This window comes from Streptomyces sp. NPDC058964 (genome assembly GCF_042741275.1).
In the GTDB taxonomy this organism is placed as follows: Bacteria; Actinomycetota; Actinomycetes; order Streptomycetales; family Streptomycetaceae; genus Streptomyces.
Genome location: NZ_JBHYKH010000178.1, coordinates 1 through 16,251 on the forward strand (window position 1 = coordinate 1; position 16,251 = coordinate 16,251).

Annotated in this window: 9 protein-coding genes and 3 pseudogenes; 5 read left to right on the forward strand and 7 right to left on the reverse strand. The window is 72.8% G+C overall.

The annotated features are described in order from the left end of the window. From ACFW2E_RS22140 to gabT, 4 genes and pseudogenes are all read right to left on the reverse strand, one after another. Positions 1-221: pseudogene (locus tag ACFW2E_RS22140) on the reverse strand (hypothetical protein); the annotation flags it as partial. Beyond that, a complete protein-coding gene (locus ACFW2E_RS22145) occupies positions 221-1,051 on the reverse strand; it encodes a serine hydrolase domain-containing protein (protein WP_384468789.1) in 831 nt (276 codons plus the stop codon). The pseudogene ACFW2E_RS22140 and the gene ACFW2E_RS22145, both read right to left, overlap by 1 nt. A 25-nt stretch (positions 1,052-1,076) precedes the next feature. Next, positions 1,077-1,292, reverse strand: a pseudogene (locus tag ACFW2E_RS22150) (phosphoesterase); the annotation flags it as partial. Between the two features lie 192 nt (positions 1,293-1,484). Beyond that, positions 1,485-2,819, reverse strand: a complete 1,335-nt coding sequence (gene gabT / locus ACFW2E_RS22155) for a 4-aminobutyrate--2-oxoglutarate transaminase (protein WP_384468790.1) — start codon at positions 2,817-2,819, stop codon at positions 1,485-1,487. Positions 2,820-3,069: 250 nt separating this feature from the next. Between gabT and ACFW2E_RS22160 the strand changes: the two genes are divergently transcribed. The 4 genes and pseudogenes from ACFW2E_RS22160 to ACFW2E_RS22175 all read left to right on the forward strand — a co-directional run. Further along, positions 3,070-5,217 carry an ATP-binding protein gene (locus ACFW2E_RS22160; RefSeq protein WP_384468791.1) on the forward strand — a complete coding sequence of 716 codons (2,148 nt, stop codon included), beginning with the start codon at positions 3,070-3,072 and terminating at the stop codon, positions 5,215-5,217. 118 nt (positions 5,218-5,335) lie between these two features. Then, on the forward strand, positions 5,336-7,015 hold the full coding sequence (locus tag ACFW2E_RS22165) for a PucR family transcriptional regulator (RefSeq protein ID WP_384468792.1): 1,680 nt from the start codon (positions 5,336-5,338) through the stop codon (positions 7,013-7,015). Between the two features lie 308 nt (positions 7,016-7,323). Then, positions 7,324-8,769, forward strand: coding sequence for an aldehyde dehydrogenase family protein (locus ACFW2E_RS22170; RefSeq protein ID WP_384468793.1), 1,446 nt, complete (start codon positions 7,324-7,326; stop codon positions 8,767-8,769). Between the two features lie 7 nt (positions 8,770-8,776). After that, positions 8,777-9,109: pseudogene (locus ACFW2E_RS22175) on the forward strand (hypothetical protein); the annotation flags it as partial. A gap of 52 nt (positions 9,110-9,161) precedes the next feature. Here the strand turns inward: ACFW2E_RS22175 and ACFW2E_RS22180 are convergent. The 3 genes from ACFW2E_RS22180 to ACFW2E_RS22190 form a co-directional block, all read right to left on the reverse strand. Beyond that, positions 9,162-10,349: a sulfotransferase family protein gene (locus tag ACFW2E_RS22180; RefSeq protein ID WP_384468794.1), complete on the reverse strand. Its 1,188-nt coding sequence runs from the start codon at positions 10,347-10,349 to the stop codon at positions 9,162-9,164. A 69-nt stretch (positions 10,350-10,418) separates the two neighbouring features. Next, positions 10,419-12,524, reverse strand: coding sequence for a TIM-barrel domain-containing protein (locus ACFW2E_RS22185; protein WP_384468795.1), 2,106 nt, complete (start codon positions 12,522-12,524; stop codon positions 10,419-10,421). 110 nt (positions 12,525-12,634) lie between these two features. Further along, a complete protein-coding gene (locus ACFW2E_RS22190; protein ID WP_384468796.1) occupies positions 12,635-13,648 on the reverse strand; it encodes a LacI family DNA-binding transcriptional regulator in 1,014 nt (337 codons plus the stop codon). Positions 13,649-14,248: 600 nt separating this feature from the next. On the opposite strand from ACFW2E_RS22190, the gene ACFW2E_RS22195 reads away from it, so the two are divergent. Further along, entirely contained in the window at positions 14,249-16,180 is a 1,932-nt protein-coding gene (locus ACFW2E_RS22195) for an acyl-CoA dehydrogenase family protein (RefSeq protein WP_384468797.1), read from the forward strand. Positions 16,181-16,251 lie beyond the last annotated feature (71 nt).

The window sequence follows — 16,251 nt, forward strand, 5'->3', positions numbered from 1 at the left end:
CATATGACCAGCACTATCACTCTCGCCCGCACCGGCCCGGCCCCCCGCACATCGCCCCGGTCGGCGCGTTCCCAGGAGAACGGGTCGGGGGGGACGCGCGCCCGGCTCAGTCGCTCGTCCACCCGCACGAGCGGACCGTCGGCCATGACCTGCCAGGTGATCAGCGCGAAGAGCAGGGCCGGCACCGCGGACAGCGGCCACCGCCTGTCGGGAGTCCTCATCACCGTTGCCGGCCCCGCCGGAGCACCTCGACGCCCGTCCGGTCGGTGTCGTCCGGATCGCCGTTGAGCCGGTGCACCAGGACCCAGCGGCCGTCGGCCGTCGCCCCGGCGAACACCGACGCGTCGCGCGTGGCGCCGTTGTGCCAGAGCAGCGGTCCGGCCGTCTGCCAGGTCGGTGCGGGATCCCCCAGCCGTCGCTCCACGAGCAGCCGCACGAGCAGTTCGGCCGACGCGCGCGGGGTGGCCCACAGCCCGCCGGCCGGCAGGATCGGGCCGGCCATGGTCCACGGCCGGCGGGATCCGCCGAACAGGCCGGGCGCGAGCAGGCGCCGGGCGGGATCGGGATCGGCGGACACCTCGGTCACGTCCAGCGGCCGGAGCACCTGAGCGGTGACCAGTTCCTCGTACGTCGTGCCGGAGACGGCGGCGAGTGCCGCGCCGAGAACGGCGTAGCCGAGGTTGGAGTACTCCTCCTCCTGCCCCGCGGGACGAGTCACGAGCGTGTCGAGCCGGCTCAGCACGTCGCGCAGTGCGCGGTCGTCGAACGGCACGTACGGATCCCTGCCGGAGACCTGGGGCGGCAGCCGGGGGAGCCCGGAGGTGTGGTCCGCCAGGTGCCGCAGGGTGATCCCGGTGCCGGGTGCCGCGGGCAGCCAGCGTTCCACGGGATCGTCGAGGGTGAGGGCACCGGCTGCCGCGAGCCGCATCAGCGCGGTGCCGGTGAGGACCTTGGTGAGGGAGCCGATCTGCACGAAGCGGTCCACGGCATGGCCGTTGCTGACGCTCGGGGGCTCGGAGTCACTGAGGACACATGTCGGAGTACGGCGCATGGTCACCAGTGTGGGAGAAGGAGGTCGGCCGCCCCGGAACAGGGGGGGTAGTTCCGAGGCGGCCGACCGGACCGGAACGCCGCGCGCCCCGGGGGGTTTGGGGCGGGCGACCGTCCGATCGGTGAGGAGATCCGGAGCCGAAGGCCCCGGTTGTGTGCGCGAGGGCACGACCAGGTCGAAGCTGGGGAGGCCCCGGCCTGATGCCGCCCACAGTCCCCTGTGGGCGGGGTGTATCTCTCATCTGGAGAAGAACCTACGGCAGCGAATGGCTCCAAGACAGGCGGAATCGCGTCCCGCCATCCACCTCGCACACCTTCTTCACACCGCCTGACGCTCGCCGCCCCAGCCCCGGAATCCCGGTCGGTGGAAGGGCTGGGGCGGACAGGTCCCGCGGGCCGGGCAACTTGTGCGTGAGCTGGGACTTGGCTGTGGATCAGATGCGCGCGAACGCCTGCTCGATGATGTCGAGGCCCTCGTTCAGCAGGTCCTCCCCGATGACCAGCGGGGGCAGGAAGCGGAGCACGTTGCCGTAGGTGCCACAGGTCAGAACCAGCAGGCCCTCCTGGTGGCAGGCCTTCGCGAGCGCGGCGGTGGCCTCCGCGTTCGGCTCCTTCGTCGCGCGGTCCTTGACCAGCTCGATGGCGATCATGGCACCGCGGCCGCGGACGTCGCCGATGATGTCGAACTTCTCGGCCATGGCGGTGAGGCGCGCCTTCATGACCGCCTCGATGTTCTTCGCCTTGGCGTTGAGGTCGAGCTCCTTCATGGTCTCGATGGCGCCCAGCGCACCGGCGCAGGCGACCGGGTTGCCGCCGTAGGTGCCGCCGAGGCCGCCGGCGTGCGCGGCGTCCATGATCTCGGCGCGGCCGGTGACGGCGGCGAGCGGCAGACCGCCGGCGATGCCCTTCGCCGTCGTGATCAGGTCGGGGACGATGCCCTCGTCCTCGCAGGCGAACCACTGGCCGGTGCGGCAGAAGCCGGACTGGATCTCGTCCGCGACGAAGACGATGCCGTTGTCCGCGGCGAACTGGCGGATCGCCGGGAGGAAGCCCTTGGCCGGCTCGATGAAGCCGCCCTCGCCGAGGACCGGCTCGATGATGATCGCGGCCACGTTGTCGGCGCCGACCTGCTTGGTGATCTGGTCGATGGCCTGGGCGGCGGCCTCCGGGCCCGCGTTCTCCGGGCCGGTGAGCCAGCGGTAGGCGTAGGCGACCGGGACGCGGTAGACCTCGGGCGCGAACGGGCCGAAGCCGTGCTTGTACGGCATGTTCTTGGCGGTGAGCGCCATCGTCAGGTTGGTCCGGCCGTGGTAGCCGTGGTCGAACACGACGACGGCCTGGCGCTTGGTGTACGCACGCGCGATCTTGACGGCGTTCTCGACGGCCTCGGCGCCGGAGTTGAACAGCGCCGACTTCTTGGCGTGGTCACCCGGGGTGAGCTCGGCGAGGGCCTCTGCGACCTCCACGTAGCCCTCGTACGGGGTGACCATGAAACAGGTGTGGGTGAAGTCGGCCAGCTGGGCGCTGGCACGGCGTACGACGGCCTCGGCGGAGGCGCCGACCGAGGTCACGGCGATGCCGGAGCCGAAGTCGATCAGACGGTTGCCGTCGACGTCCTCGATGATGCCGCCGCCGGCGCGCGTGGTGAAGACGGGCAGCACGGAGCCGACGCCCTGCGCGACCGCGGCGGTACGGCGGGCCTGCAGCTCCTGCGACTTCGGGCCGGGGATGGCGGTGACGACGCGGCGCTCCTGCGGAAGTGCGCTCATGAGGGGCTCCTGGGGGGTATTACGGACTCTTGTCTTCTTTTCTCGCAGGCTAGGACCGGGAATGGGGGGTGGGCATGCTCCATGTGGGCGTTGTCAGGACCTGCGGTTGTCCGTGGTGGACATAGCGGGGTGACCGCGCGGCCGGGACGAGGTCGGTCCTCTCGGCCGCGTAAGCGGTGAACTCCCCTTGCAGGGGCGTTAGATTGACTCGCTGATGGTGCACGGAACGGCTGGTCAGGGGGCAAGGGCGATGGACAGCGACGGGACGCAGGACGCGCGGGGCACGCATGCCAATCCCGTGCCGCGTCCGGCGATGCCGCAGGACGCTCCCGCGATGCCGCGCGAGGCGCCCCCGGTACCGCCCCGGCCGGCCCGGGCCCCGGGAGTGCCACCGCTGCCCGACGGCTCGGCGTTCCTGTCCTGGCTGCGGGCGCCCCGGCCGGAGGCGGCGCCGGGCGTGTGGCGGTTCGGGCACCGGCCCCGCCCGGAGGAGGAGCCCGAGCAGATCCCGGCACGGCAGCTGATGAGCGGCGCGCTGATCGCGTTCCTGGTGGGCTGGCTCGTCTGGTCGCTGCTGTGGAACGGCTACCTCGGCGGCTGGTGGGTGCTGCCCCTGCAGCTCCTCCTCCCGGACGCCTGGCTGCACAGCGGCGACCGCGTCGGGAACGCCTTTCTCTGGTACGGCTACTACACGCTGATCGCCTGCGCGATCATGCTCGCCGTGGGCCGCCTCGGCCGCTGGGGCGAGGTGTGGCGGCGCTACGGCCCGCCTGCCTGGAGACGGGCCGTCCCCACAACGGAGAAGCCGCCCGCCCCGGAGGAGGACCCCGCCCAGTGGCCGCATCTGCGCGCCGCCGGAGCCGCCGACGCCGCCGACCGGCTCGCCGCCGAGGCCCGCTCCGGGCTCATGCGGGACGTCGATCACGCCCGCATCGCCCGCGCCTGGCAGGGCGTGCGCAGTGGCCGGCACAGCCTCGCCGCCTTCACCGCCGCCGTGGTCAAGGACGGCGCCGCCGCCTGTCTGCACCCCTCCGGGGAGCGGGACCTGCCCGGTCGGCTCGCCCGGCACGACCTGGTCACCGGGCAGGTGCGGCTCGGCACCACGGCGGACGACCCGCGCAACCCCTACCAGTACCGGGCCACCGGGCTCGCCCTCGGCCCCGACCTGCTCGGCACCTCCCTCCTCGCGATCGGCCCGGCCGGCTCCGGCAAGACCGGCGGTGTCGTCCGCCCGCTCGCCGAGTCGCTGTGCCTGCACGCGCTCGCCGGGCGGGCCTCCGTCGTGGTGGTCGGCGCGGCGGGCGCCGGGCTCGGCGCGGCCGACGCGTACGACGTCGTCGTACGGATCGGCCACCCCGAATCCGTCTACGACCTCGACCTGTACGGCGGCACCACCGACCCGGACGAGGCCGCCGCCATACTCGCCGAGGCCCTCGTCGGGGACCTCACCGATCCGCACCCCGGCAGCGACAGCCGGCGCTCCACCACCGTCCTCGCCCAGCTGCTCGGACCGTTCCGGCAGGTCCACGGCCGCTTCCCTTCCGTACCCGAGCTGCGGCAGCTCCTCGAGGGCGCACCCGGCCCGCTGCACGCGCTCCGCACGGCGCTGGAGGACGGCGGCCAGGAGTCGCTGCTGCGCGAACTCGACGCGCGCGAGCGGCAGATGAGGCATCCGGGAGACGTGGGCGCGGTCCTCGCCGACCGGATCGCACTGCTCGACCGGCCCGCCTTCGCCGGCTTCTTCGACACCTCCGGACAGTCCCAGCCCTTCTCGCTCAAGGCCCTCGACCACCCGGTACGGGTCCGCATCGACCTGCCCGAGCGCGGGCACGCCGACGCCTCCCGCATCCTGGCGCGGCTGGTGCTCGCCCAGTTCACGGCCAGCGTGGCGGTACGCGAGGACCGGTCGCTGTTCGCCTGTCTGCTGCTGGACGACGCGACCGGTGCGGTGACCCCGGAGGCCGTGCGCGGGATCCAGCGGCTGCGCTCCGCCAACGCCGGTGCGGTGCTCACCCTGCGCACGCTGGACGACGTCCCCCGGCCGCTGCGCGGCCCGCTGCTTGGTGCCGCCGGGTGCCGGATGGCCCTTTCCGGACTCACCCCGTGGGACGGGCAGGACTTCGCCGAGGTGTGGGGCAAGGAGTGGACCGAGACCCGGGACGTGACCGACCGGCAGATCATCGCCGAGACCCCGGCGGGCAAGGCCGTGCACGTACTGCGCCGGGTGATCACGGGCAAGGCGCCGACCGCGCGGGCGGTGACCGTCCGGCAGGTCGAGCGGGAGCGCTGGTCCGCGTCCGAGCTGGCGCACGGGGTGCCGCCGGGGCACGCGGTGCTGTCCCTCACCACCGTCCAGGGCGAGCACGCACCACCGCTGCTGGTGGACCTCCGCGGCTGAGGTCCGCACATAAGGTCACCGGGTCACCGTACGGTGAGGCAGAATCGGCATAGGCTGTTCATACGAAGCGGCCAAAAGATCGCAATGATCACCCGATCTCCCCAGACCTGAAGGCCTCATGCCCCCGACGCTCGCCTCGCTCGTCCACCACTCCGCGCTGAAGCTGACCGTGCGGGCGGGAGAGGACCGTCTCGACGTGCCCGTCCGCTGGGCGCACGTGAGCGAGCTGGCCGACCCCGTGCCCTACATGGAGGGTGGGGAACTGCTGCTGATCACCGCGCTCACCCTGGACGCGGACGATCCCGAGGCGATGCGGCGGTATGTGAAGCGGCTGTCCGGGGCGGGCGTCGTCGGGCTCGGGTTCGCCGTCGGCGTCAACTACGACGAGATCCCCAAGGCGCTCGTCGACGCGGCCGAGCAGGAGGGCCTGCCCCTGCTCGAGGTGCCGCGCCGCACCCCCTTCCTCGCGATCAGCAAGGCCGTGTCCGCCGCGATCGCCGCCGACCAGTACCGCGCGGTGACGGCAGGGTTCGCCGCCCAGCGGGAACTGACCAGGCAGGCGCTGAACGCGGGCCCGGAGGGCCTGCTCGCCGCGCTCGCCGCGCAGGTCGACGGATGGGCCGCCCTGTACGACGCCTCGGGCGCCGTCGTCGCGACCGCGCCCGAATGGGCCGGGCGGCGGGCGGCACGGCTCACGGCGGACGTGGAGCGGCTGCGGGAGCGGCCCGCGCCCGCCTCGTCGGTGGTCGGCGGCCCGGAGTACGAGGACCGCGTCGAGCTGCACTCCCTGGGCACGGGACGGCGCCCGCGGGCCGCGCTCGCCGTGGGCACCGCCGCCGCCCTCGGCACGGCCGAGCGGTACGCCGTCCACTCCGCCATCGCGCTGCTCACCCTCACCACCGAGCGCTCCCGCTCGCTGCAGGCGGCCGAGCAGCGGGTCGGCGCGGCCGTGCTGCGCATGCTGCTCGCCGGGCAGCCGGACCACGCGCGGGCGGTCGCCGGGGATCTGTACGGCGGCCTCCTCGACGCCCCGTTCCGGGTGATCGTCGCCGAGTCGGTGCCGGTGTCGGCATCGGCCGCGCGGGCGCACGCCGACGCGCAGGCCCAGGCGGGAGTGCCGGTGCCGGTGGCCAAGCCCAGCCCGGCTGCCACGCTGGCCGCCGCCGACGCGGGCGGTGACCCCCTGGGCGGGCTCGCGGAGACCGTCGAGGCGGCCGCCGCCCGCTCCGGGGAGGCCGTGCTGGTCGTCCCCGAGGGGGAGCGGCTGGTCGTCCTGGCCGTGGACGGAGGCGCGGCGGTCGCCGCCTGCGCGGAGTACGCGGCGGCGCTGGAGGCGGCACGGGCCGTGCCCGAACAGGCCGCCGTGGACGAGGACGAGCTGGTCGTGGGACTGTCGGCGCCGGCCGGGCCGATCGCCGCGGCCGCCGCGTACAAGCAGGCCGAACAGGCGCTGTCGGTGGCCCGGCGGCGCGGGCGGGTGCTGGTCGAGCACGAGCAGCTGGCGGCCGGATCCGTGCTGCCGCTGCTGGCCGACGACGCGGTGAAGGCGTTCGCGGACGGCCTGCTGCGCGCGCTGTACGAGCACGACGCGACCGGCCGGGGGGACCTGGTGGCCTCCCTGCGCGCCTGGCTCTCCCGGCACGGCCAGTGGGACGCGGCCGCGGCCGACCTCGGCGTGCACCGCCATACGTTGCGGTACCGGATGCGGCGGGTCGAGGAGATCCTGGGACGCAGCCTCGATGACCCAGACGTCCGGATGGAGCTCTGGCTCGCCCTGAAGGCGACCACCCCGGACTAGCCCTACCAGGACAGCCCGTCCTGGGCGCCCCCTGCTCGTAGAGCTTGGGGGAGTTCGAGGACGGGGCCGTTCCGGCCGATCGGGGGTCCAGGGGGCGGAGCCCCTGGGGACGGTACGGGTGGGGGAGGCGGGGGCCAAAAAGGGGCGACGGGGGCCAGGAACTCGCGACCCCACCCCCCACCACGCCAATCCGGCGCATCACCACCCCGCACCAGTACGACTCGGACAAGCGCCCTCCACTCACCCCGGTCCTACCGTGGGACACGAAAGCAGGCACACCCCCAACGCGGAAAGGCCGGGACTCGCACATGACTTCCACCCACGCCTTCTGGCTCGCCGGCCGCCAGGTCACCGGCGAGGACACCTTCGACGTCACCTCCCCGTGGGACGGGCGACTGGTCGGCAAGGTCAGCGTGCCGACGGACGCGCAGGTCGAGGAGGCCGTGGCCGCCGCGTACGCCGTGCGGGACGAGTTCGCCGCCACCCCGGCCCACGTGCGCGCCGCCGCCCTGGACCACGTCAGCAAGCGCCTGGTCGAGCGCACCGAGGAGATCGCCCAGCTGATCTCCGCCGAGAACGGCAAGCCGATCAAGTGGGCGCGCGGCGAGGTCGGCCGTGCCGTGTCCGTGTTCCGGTTCGCGGCCGAGGAGGCCCGGCGCTTCAACGGCGGCGAGGCCCAGCGGCTCGACACCGACCTCGGCGGCCAGGGGCGCCTCGCGCTCACCCGCCGCTTTCCGAAGGGTGTCGTCCTCGGCATCGCGCCGTTCAACTTCCCGCTGAACCTGTGCGCGCACAAGGTCGCCCCGGCCATCGCCGCCGGCGCCCCGATCATCCTCAAGCCGGCGCCCGCCACCCCGCTGTCCGGCCTGATCATCGGCGACCTGCTCGCCGAGACCGAGCTGCCCGCCGGCTCCTGGTCGATCCTCCCGGTCGCCAACGACAAGATGCCCGCCCTCGTCCAGGACGAGCGCCTGCCGGTCATCTCCTTCACCGGTTCCGAGAAGGTCGGCTACGCGATCATGGACTCGGTGCCGCGCAAGCACTGCACCCTGGAGCTGGGCGGCAACGGCGCGGCCGTCGTCCTCGGCGACTTCGCGAGCGACGCGGACCTGGACTGGGCCGCCACCCGCATCGCGACCTTCTCCAACTACCAGGGCGGTCAGTCCTGCATCTCCGTGCAGCGCGTGATCGCGGACGCCTCCGTCTACGACCGTCTGCTGCCGCGCATCGTCGCCGCCGTCGAGGCCCAGGTCACCGGTGACCCGACCGACGACAAGACCGATGTCGGCCCCCTGGTCAGCGAGGACGCCGCCAAGCGCGTCGAGGCCTGGGTGAAGGAGGCCGTCGAGGCCGGCGCCACCCTGCTCACCGGCGGCGACCGTGACGGCGCCTCCTACGCGCCGACCGTCCTCACCGACGTGCCGGCCGACACCGCCGTCGCCTGCGAGGAGGTCTTCGGGCCGGTCCTCACCGTGCAGAAGGTGGACGGCGAGGCCGCGGCCTTCGAGGCCGTCAACTCCTCCAAGTACGGCCTCCAGGCGGGCGTGTTCACCCACGACCTCCAGGTCGCCTTCCGCGCCCACCGTGCGCTGGAGGTCGGCGGTGTGGTCATCGGCGACGTGCCCTCCTACCGCGCGGACCAGATGCCGTACGGCGGCGCCAAGCAGTCCGGCGTCGGCCGCGAGGGCGTGAAGTTCGCGATGGACGACTACACCTACGAGCGCGTGCTGGTCCTGACCGGGCTCGCCCTCTAGCCGCCGGGGACCGTTCTCGCACAGGTCCTCCGCAGGGGCCCGGCACCGATGCCTTCCGGTGCCGGGCCCCTGCCACACCGTGCTGATCGAGGCGCTCGTGCAGTCCACCCCGGACCGGCTCGTCCTGCCGCCCGCGCTCCCCGCCACCTGCCCGGAAGGACGGCTGCGGGGGGGTGCGGACCAGGTGCGGGGCCGAGGCCGACCTCCCCTCGACCCCGTTCGGCGCGCGAGCCGTCCTGAGACCGACACCCACCGCATCGAACTGCGGGCTCCCTCCGGTGCACAGCCGCTCACCCCCGTCGCCGGAGAAGACCGCGTCCTCAGCCCAAAGACGCGGTGACACCCGCAGTCCGGCCGGCCAGGGACCTTCGCGCCGGGACCGGCCCGTGCGCTCACGTCCGGTCGGCCTCGGCGCGCAGGGCGTTGTAGTCCGCGAAGGCGGCATCGACGCCGGACCGGGTGAGGCCGTAGCGGGCCAGGTCGTACCGATGCGGGCGGGTGCCCCTGGGCCGGGCGGCGACCGCGGGGAGGCGGGCCGCGTCGGCTTCGGTCCAGCGGGCGCCGACGGCCGCGTAGAGCTTCGGCGCACCCGCTGCCGGGTCGGAGCCGAGCCAGGAGTAGGGCACGTCCACCAAAGCCTCCCGGGGGATCGTGGCCCGTGCGGCCAGACCCCGGGAGGCGGAGCGGCTCAGCAGTTCCAGCCAGGTGGCACCGATGCCGTGCAGGTCGAGGGGGCGGGTGCCGACGGCCATGCCGTGCTCGACCAGGCTGCAGAACGAGGCCACGGCGGTGGCCGGGTCCCGGTGCGTCCACACGATCGTGGCGTCCGGGAACACGGTGCGCAGCGCGTCCAGGTTCTCCAGGTGCAGCGGTGACTTCAGCACCCAGCGGCGGCGGGGGCGGCCGTACTGGAGCACCTGGTACACCTGCTTGAGATGGCGGTAGTCGGGGACGAAGTCCCGCGCGTCGTGCCAGCCCAGGTACTCCGGGACACGCGCCTGGGACAGGGGCATCACGGTGTGCGGCAGCGCGAAGGTGCACTCCTCGGGGCCCTCGGGCCGCAGGGCGTGGATGTCACGGAATCGCGGGGCGAACAGATCGATGGCACCGACCAGCCGGCGAGCGGCCTTGATCGCCTTCTCCCGTTGCTCGGGGCCCGGTTCGAGTCCGGGCGTGAGCAGTTCCCAGAGCAGCGGGCAGCGGTGCTCGTCGGACAGGGACAGCACGCCGTGGGTCAGCGTGGTGGCGGTGCGGGGCAGGCCCACCACGAACACCGGTCTGTCGACCGGCTCCCGTGCGATCTCCGGGTGCTCCGTGACCAGGCGCCGGATCCTGGCCCGATTGGCGAGGTGCCGGGCCACGTGCCCCCGCGCGGACAGCCAGCCGACCGGGGTGAGGTTCTCGGCCCCGGCCCAACATCGCAGCAGGTGCCGGAAGTCGTCGGCGAACCGCCCGTCGCCCTCCGCCTGCCCGGCCCCGGCGAGCAGACGGTCGAAGACCAGGTCGGGCGTACGCCGGGAGCGCAGTGCGGGCCGTAGCAGCAGATTGGCCAGGCTGAGGGAGAGGGGGCCGGAGGACACGACGGCGGAGTCCTTTCGCAGGGGGCGAGGAGAGGGAACCTATCCCTCCGGCCCAGCACAACCGCCGCGCTATTCAAGCCAGTTGTGAGGCCTCCGTGCCGGTGGCCGGACCCCGGCCCCCTGCTGCTCCGTGACCGGCAGCTTCGCCCCGTCCCGCAGGAACAGCGGGATCCGGTCCAGCGGGGCGTCGACCGTCACCGCCGTACCACCCTCGTGGACGTCACCGGTCCACGCGTCGGTCCACCACGCGTCCGCCGGGAGGTACGCGGTACGGGCCGTGGCGCCCGCCGTCAGCACGGGCGCGACGAGCAGGTCGCGGCCGAAGAGGTAGGAGTCGTCGACCGACCAGGACGCCTGGTCCTCGGGGAACTCCAGGAACAGCGGGCGCATCACCGGCAGGCCCTCCTCGTGGGCCTCCCGCATGACCTTCAGGACGTACGGCTTGAGGCGCTCGCGCAGCCGCAGGTACTTCTCCATGATCGCGCCGGCCTCCTCGCCGTACGACCACACCTCGTTGGGTCCGCCGGTCATGCCGGGGCCCAGCGGCATGACCGGGGCGCGGAAGCCGTGCAGCCGCATCAGCGGGGACAGCGCGCCGAACTGGAACCAGCGGACCATCACCTCACGGTAGGCCGGGTCGTCCGGGTCGCCCCCGTGGAACCCGCCGATGTCCGTGTTCCACCAGGGGATGCCGGACAGGGCCGTGTTGAGGCCGGCCGCCACCTGACGGCGCAGGGTCGCGAAGTCGGTGCCGATGTCACCGGACCACAGGGCGGCGCCGTGCCGCTGACTGCCCGCCCAGGCCGAGCGGTTGAGGGTGATGACCTCGTTCCGGCCCGCGGCGCGCAGGCCCTCGTCGAAGGCGCGGGAGTTCTCGCGCGGGTAGAGGTTGCCGACCTCCAGGCCCGGACCCGCCCAGTAGCGCAGGTTCTCCTGGAAGCCGGGCTTCAGCTCGGGCTCGCAGGCGTCCAGCCAGAAGGCCGTGATGCCGTACGGGTCCAGGTAGTTCTCCTTCACCTTCGACCAGACGAACTCCCGGGCCTCGGGGTGGGTGGCGTCGTAGAAGGCCACCTGCACGGTCGAGGCGACCTCCTTGTCCGGCCAGTCGGCGTGCGCCGTCGGGCCGTACTGGGTGCCGATGAAGTAGCCGCGCTGCTCCATGACCGGGTGGTTCTCGGACAGCGGGGACACGGACGGCCACACGCTCACCACGAGCTTGATGCCGAGCTCGGTAAGCTCCCGCACCATCGCCGCCGGGTCCGGCCACTCCTCGGGGTCGAACCGCCACTCGCCCAGATGGGTCCAGTGGAAGAAGTCGCAGACGATGGCCGAGACGGGCAGGTCGCGGCGCTTGTACTCCCGCGCCACGGCGAGGAGTTCGTCCTGGGTGCGGTAGCGCAGCTTGCACTGCCAGAAGCCGGCCGCCCACTCCGGCAGCATCGGTGTCCGGCCGGTCACCGCGCTGTAGCGGCGCTGGCCGTCGGCCGGGGTGCCCGCGGTGATCCAGTAGTCGATCTGGCGGGCCGAGTCCGCCACCCAGCGGGTGCCGTTGCCGGCCAGCTCCACCCGTCCGATCGCCGGGTTGTTCCACAGCAGGGTGTATCCGCGGCTGGAGCACAGGACCGGCACACTGACCTCGGCGTTGCGCTGCACCAGGTCCAGGACCAGCCCCTTCTGGTCCAGGCGCCCGTGCTGGTGCTGGCCCAGGCCGTAGAGCTTCTCGCCGTCGTAGGCGGCGAAGCGCTGCTCGAGGCGGTGGTGTCCATTGCCGACCGCCGTGTGGAGACGGGGACCCGGCCACCAGAAGTGGGCGCGCTCCTCGGCCAGCAGTTCGCCGCCGTCGGCGGTGCGCAGGAAGCGGATCAGGCCCTCGGCGGTCATCTCCACGGTCAGCGCGCCGACCGTCAACCGGCCCTCCCCGTCACCGATCCTGACGGTGCTCTCGGTGGCCGGCCGCTCGTGGAGCAGGGCGCCGGGCAGCTCCTCGAGGACCGGGCCGCCGAGCCGGGCCCGGACCCGGACCGCGTCCGGACCCCACGGCTCGACGCGTACGGTCTCCTGGCGGCCGCTCCACTCCAGGGCCCCGTCCCGGTCGCGGAAAGCACCGACGGTGGGGGAGGACTGCGCGAGACCGACCGCGCCCGACTGCGTCTGGTTTTCGGCAGGCTGATTCACGAGGGGTGCTCCTGGGGGAGTGCAGACAGGGGTGTGTCCGGGAGGGGGCGCGCGGGGGACTCCGGTGGGTGTCGCCGGGTACTTCGGTGTGCGCCGGGTGCTTCGGTGGGTCAGGGCGCGGCGGGCGCCGGCCCCGAGCTCGCCCGTACCGTCAGTTCGGGTGCGATCAGCACGACTTCGTCGGTTCCGCGGCCGTCGAGCTTGGCCACCAGGTGCTCCACGGCGTACCGGCCCATCTCCTGCGCTGGGATGGCGACCGACGTCAGCCGCACCGACGCCTCGACGGCGACCTGCTCCGGGCAGATCGCGACCACGGACACGTCCTCGGGCACGGCCCGGCCCTGCTGGCGCAGCAGGGCGAGCAGCGGCTCGACCGCGGCCTCGTTCTGCACGACGAACCCGCTGGTGCCCGGGCGTTCGTCGAAGATCCGGGCGAGGGTGACGGCGATCGCGTCGTACCCGCCGTCGCACGGGCGGTGCAGTACCCGCAGGCCCAGCTCCCGGGCCCGGGAACGGAGCCCGTCGAGGGTGCGCTCGGCGAAGCCCGTGTGCCGCTCGTAGACCGCGGGCGCCTCGCCGATGACAGCGATGTCTCGGTGACCGAGCCGCGCGAGATGCTCGACGCACAGCGCACCCGTCGCCGCGAAGTCGAGGTCGACACAGGTCAGACCGGTGGTGTCGGCGGGCAGGCCGATGAGGACGGAAGGCTGGTCAGCGCCGCGCAGGAGCGGCAGCCGCTCGTCGTCCAGCTCGACGTCCATCAGGATCATCGCGTCGGCGAGGCCGCTGCCGGTGATCCGGCGCACCGCGTCGGGACCCTCCTCGCCGGTGAGGAGCAGGACGTCGTAGCCGTGCGCGCGTGCCGTGGTGGCCACCGCGATGGCGATCTCCATCATCACGGGCACGTACATGTCGGTCCGCAGCGGGACCATCAGCGCGATGATGTTCGACCGGTTGCTGGCCAGGGCGCGGGCACCCGCGTTCGGGTGATACCCGAGCTCGCGGATGCTCTGCTCGACCCGGTGCCGGGTGGTGGCGGAGATGGACCGCTTGCCGCTGAGGACATAGCTCACCGTGCTCGCCGAGACTCCGGCGTGCTGGGCGACCTCGGCGAGGGTGACCATCCAGCTCTCCAAGGTTATGAAGCGCTTCGACAGTGCGCGTTGCTGACAAGGGTGTGTGAGGGCGCATTGACATTAGCTTCGGCCAGGGTGGGTGTCCAGAGGCCCGTCGATGCGCTTCGACCCCTCTCCGAGCCGCAACGGGCCGCAGCGGAACGGGCAGCCTTCCGGCCGCTCTGCGGCCACGGAAAGCGGTACGCGAACCGTCCCCCGGCAGGGCCCCCCGACGCAACACCCCCGCGGGCGGGACATCGGCCGGACGACATGGACCCGGCACGTCTGCGTCTTCGTCCGGTGCTCCGGTGCTCCGGTGCTCCGGCGCTGTCGGCGTCATGTCGCGTCCCGCCGCTTCGTCCGGGCACTCGTTCGGCGCAAACCGCCGCGCAGTGACGAGGGCGGCCCCGGCACCGAGTCCGGAGCCGGGGTATTCCAGGGATCCGGGCGGCCCGGGCGAAGTCGTACTCCGTCGGCATCGGCTGATACACGCGCCGTTCGGACGCGCGAGGACTGGTGGGGGCGGCCCGTTTCGGGTACCAACGATCCAGTAGCACTGGTCGGTAGCGAACGGTCCCCTGCACCCCTATTCGCGGCGAGGTGAGCCTCATGTCCGCCCCCACCACCAAGCCCACGGTCACTGAGCGTGAGGCACGCCAGGTCGCCGAGGCGGCCCGGGAACAGGACTGGCGGAAGCCCAGCTTCGCCAAGGAACTGTTCCTGGGGCGCTTGCGGCTCGACCTCATCCACCCCCACCCGCTCCCGGCCGACGAGGACGTGCAGCGCGGCGAGGAGTTCCTCGCCAAGCTGCGCGACTTCTGCGAGACGCAGATCGACTCGGCCCGCATCGAGCGGGAGGCGCGGATCCCGGACGAGGTCATCGACGGGCTCAAGGAGCTCGGCGCCCTCGGCATGAAGATCGACACCAAGTACGGTGGCCTCGGGCTCACCCAGGTGTACTACAACAAGGCCCTCGCCCTGGTCGGCTCCGCCAACCCGGCGATCGGCGCCCTGCTCTCGGCCCATCAGTCGATCGGCGTACCGCAGCCGCTGAAGCTCTTCGGCACCCAGGAGCAGAAGGACACCTTCCTGCCCCGCTGCGCCCGCACCGACATCTCGGCCTTCCTCCTCACCGAGCCGGACGTCGGCTCCGACCCCGCCCGGCTGGCCACCACCGCCGTACCGGACGGCGCCGACTACGTCCTCGACGGGGTGAAGCTCTGGACGACCAACGGCGTGGTCGCCGACCTCCTCGTCGTCATGGCCCGGGTGCCCAAGTCCGAAGGTCACAAGGGCGGCATCACCGCCTTCGTCGTGGAGGCGGGCTCGGAGGGCATCACCGTCGAGAACCGCAACGCGTTCATGGGCCTGCGCGGCATCGAGAACGGCGTCACCCGCTTCCACCAGGTCCGGGTCCCGGCCGCCAACCGGATCGGCGCCGAGGGCGCGGGCCTGAAGATTGCGCTGACCACCCTGAACACCGGCCGGCTCTCGCTGCCCGCGATGTGCGTGGGCGCGGGCAAGTGGTGTCTGAAGATCGCCCGCGAGTGGTCGGCGGCCCGGGAGCAGTGGGGCAAGCCCGTCGCGCTGCACGAGGCGGTCGGCTCGAAGATCAGCTTCATCGCCGCCACCACCTTCGCGCTGGAGGCCGTACTCGACCTGTCCTCGCAGATGGCGGACGAGGACCGCAACGACATCCGCATCGAGGCCGCCCTCGCCAAGCTCTACGGTTCCGAGATGGCCTGGCTGATGGCGGACGAGCTGGTCCAGATCCGTGGCGGCCGGGGCTTCGAGACGGCGGAGTCCCTCAAGGCGCGCGGCGAGCGCGCGGTTCCGGCCGAGCAGATCCTGCGCGATCTGCGCATCAACCGGATCTTCGAAGGCTCCACCGAGATCATGCACCTGCTGATCGCACGTGAGGCCGTCGACGCGCACCTCTCGGTCGCCGGTGACCTCATCGATCCCGAGAAGTCCCTGTCGGACAAGGCGAAGGCGGGCGCGAACGCGGGCGTGTTCTACGCCAAGTGGCTGCCGAAACTGGTCACCGGACCAGGCCAGCTTCCCGCCTCCTACGGCGAGTTCAAACACGGGGTGGATCTCTCCCCGCACCTGCGCTACGCCGAGCGGCACGCCCGCAAGCTCGCCCGCTCCACCTTCTACGCCATGTCCCGCTGGCAGGGCCGGATGGAGACCAAGCAGGGCTTCCTGGGCCGCATCGTGGACATCGGCGCGGAACTGTTCGCGATGAGCGCGGCCTGCGTCCGGGCCGAGCACCTGCGCAGCCGGGGCGACCACGGCCGGGAGGCCTACCAACTGGCCGACGCCTTCTGCCGCCAGGCCCGCATCCGCGTCGATGAACTCTTCCAGCGACTGTGGAGCAACACCGACGACCTCGACCGCAAGGTGGTCAAGGGGGTCCTCGGCGGGGCCTACGAATGGCTGGAGCAGGGGATCGTCGACCCGTCCGGGGACGGCCCGTGGATCGCCGACGCGACCTTCGGACCGTCCCGGCGGGAGAACGTGCACCGCCCGATCAGGTAGCCCGGCGGTACTTGCCGCCCCGGTCCCCGGGGGGGGCGGCGGGCGGACCGGGGACCGCGCAGCCCGGCCCC

Bases quoted from the DNA above. Each gene is read 5' to 3' on its own strand.
- gabT (WP_384468790.1), bottom strand. From the start codon at position 2,819: ATGAGCGCACTTCCGCAGGAGCGCCGCGTCGTCACCGCCATCCCCGGC.
- ACFW2E_RS22190 (WP_384468796.1), bottom strand. From the start codon at position 13,648: ATGGTCACCCTCGCCGAGGTCGCCCAGCACGCCGGAGTCTCGGCGAGC.
- ACFW2E_RS22160 (WP_384468791.1), top strand. From the start codon at position 3,070: ATGGACAGCGACGGGACGCAGGACGCGCGGGGCACGCATGCCAATCCC.
- ACFW2E_RS22195 (WP_384468797.1), top strand. From the start codon at position 14,249: ATGTCCGCCCCCACCACCAAGCCCACGGTCACTGAGCGTGAGGCACGC.
- ACFW2E_RS22170 (WP_384468793.1), top strand. From the start codon at position 7,324: ATGACTTCCACCCACGCCTTCTGGCTCGCCGGCCGCCAGGTCACCGGC.
- ACFW2E_RS22145 (WP_384468789.1), bottom strand. From the start codon at position 1,051: ATGCGCCGTACTCCGACATGTGTCCTCAGTGACTCCGAGCCCCCGAGC.
- ACFW2E_RS22165 (WP_384468792.1), top strand. From the start codon at position 5,336: ATGCCCCCGACGCTCGCCTCGCTCGTCCACCACTCCGCGCTGAAGCTG.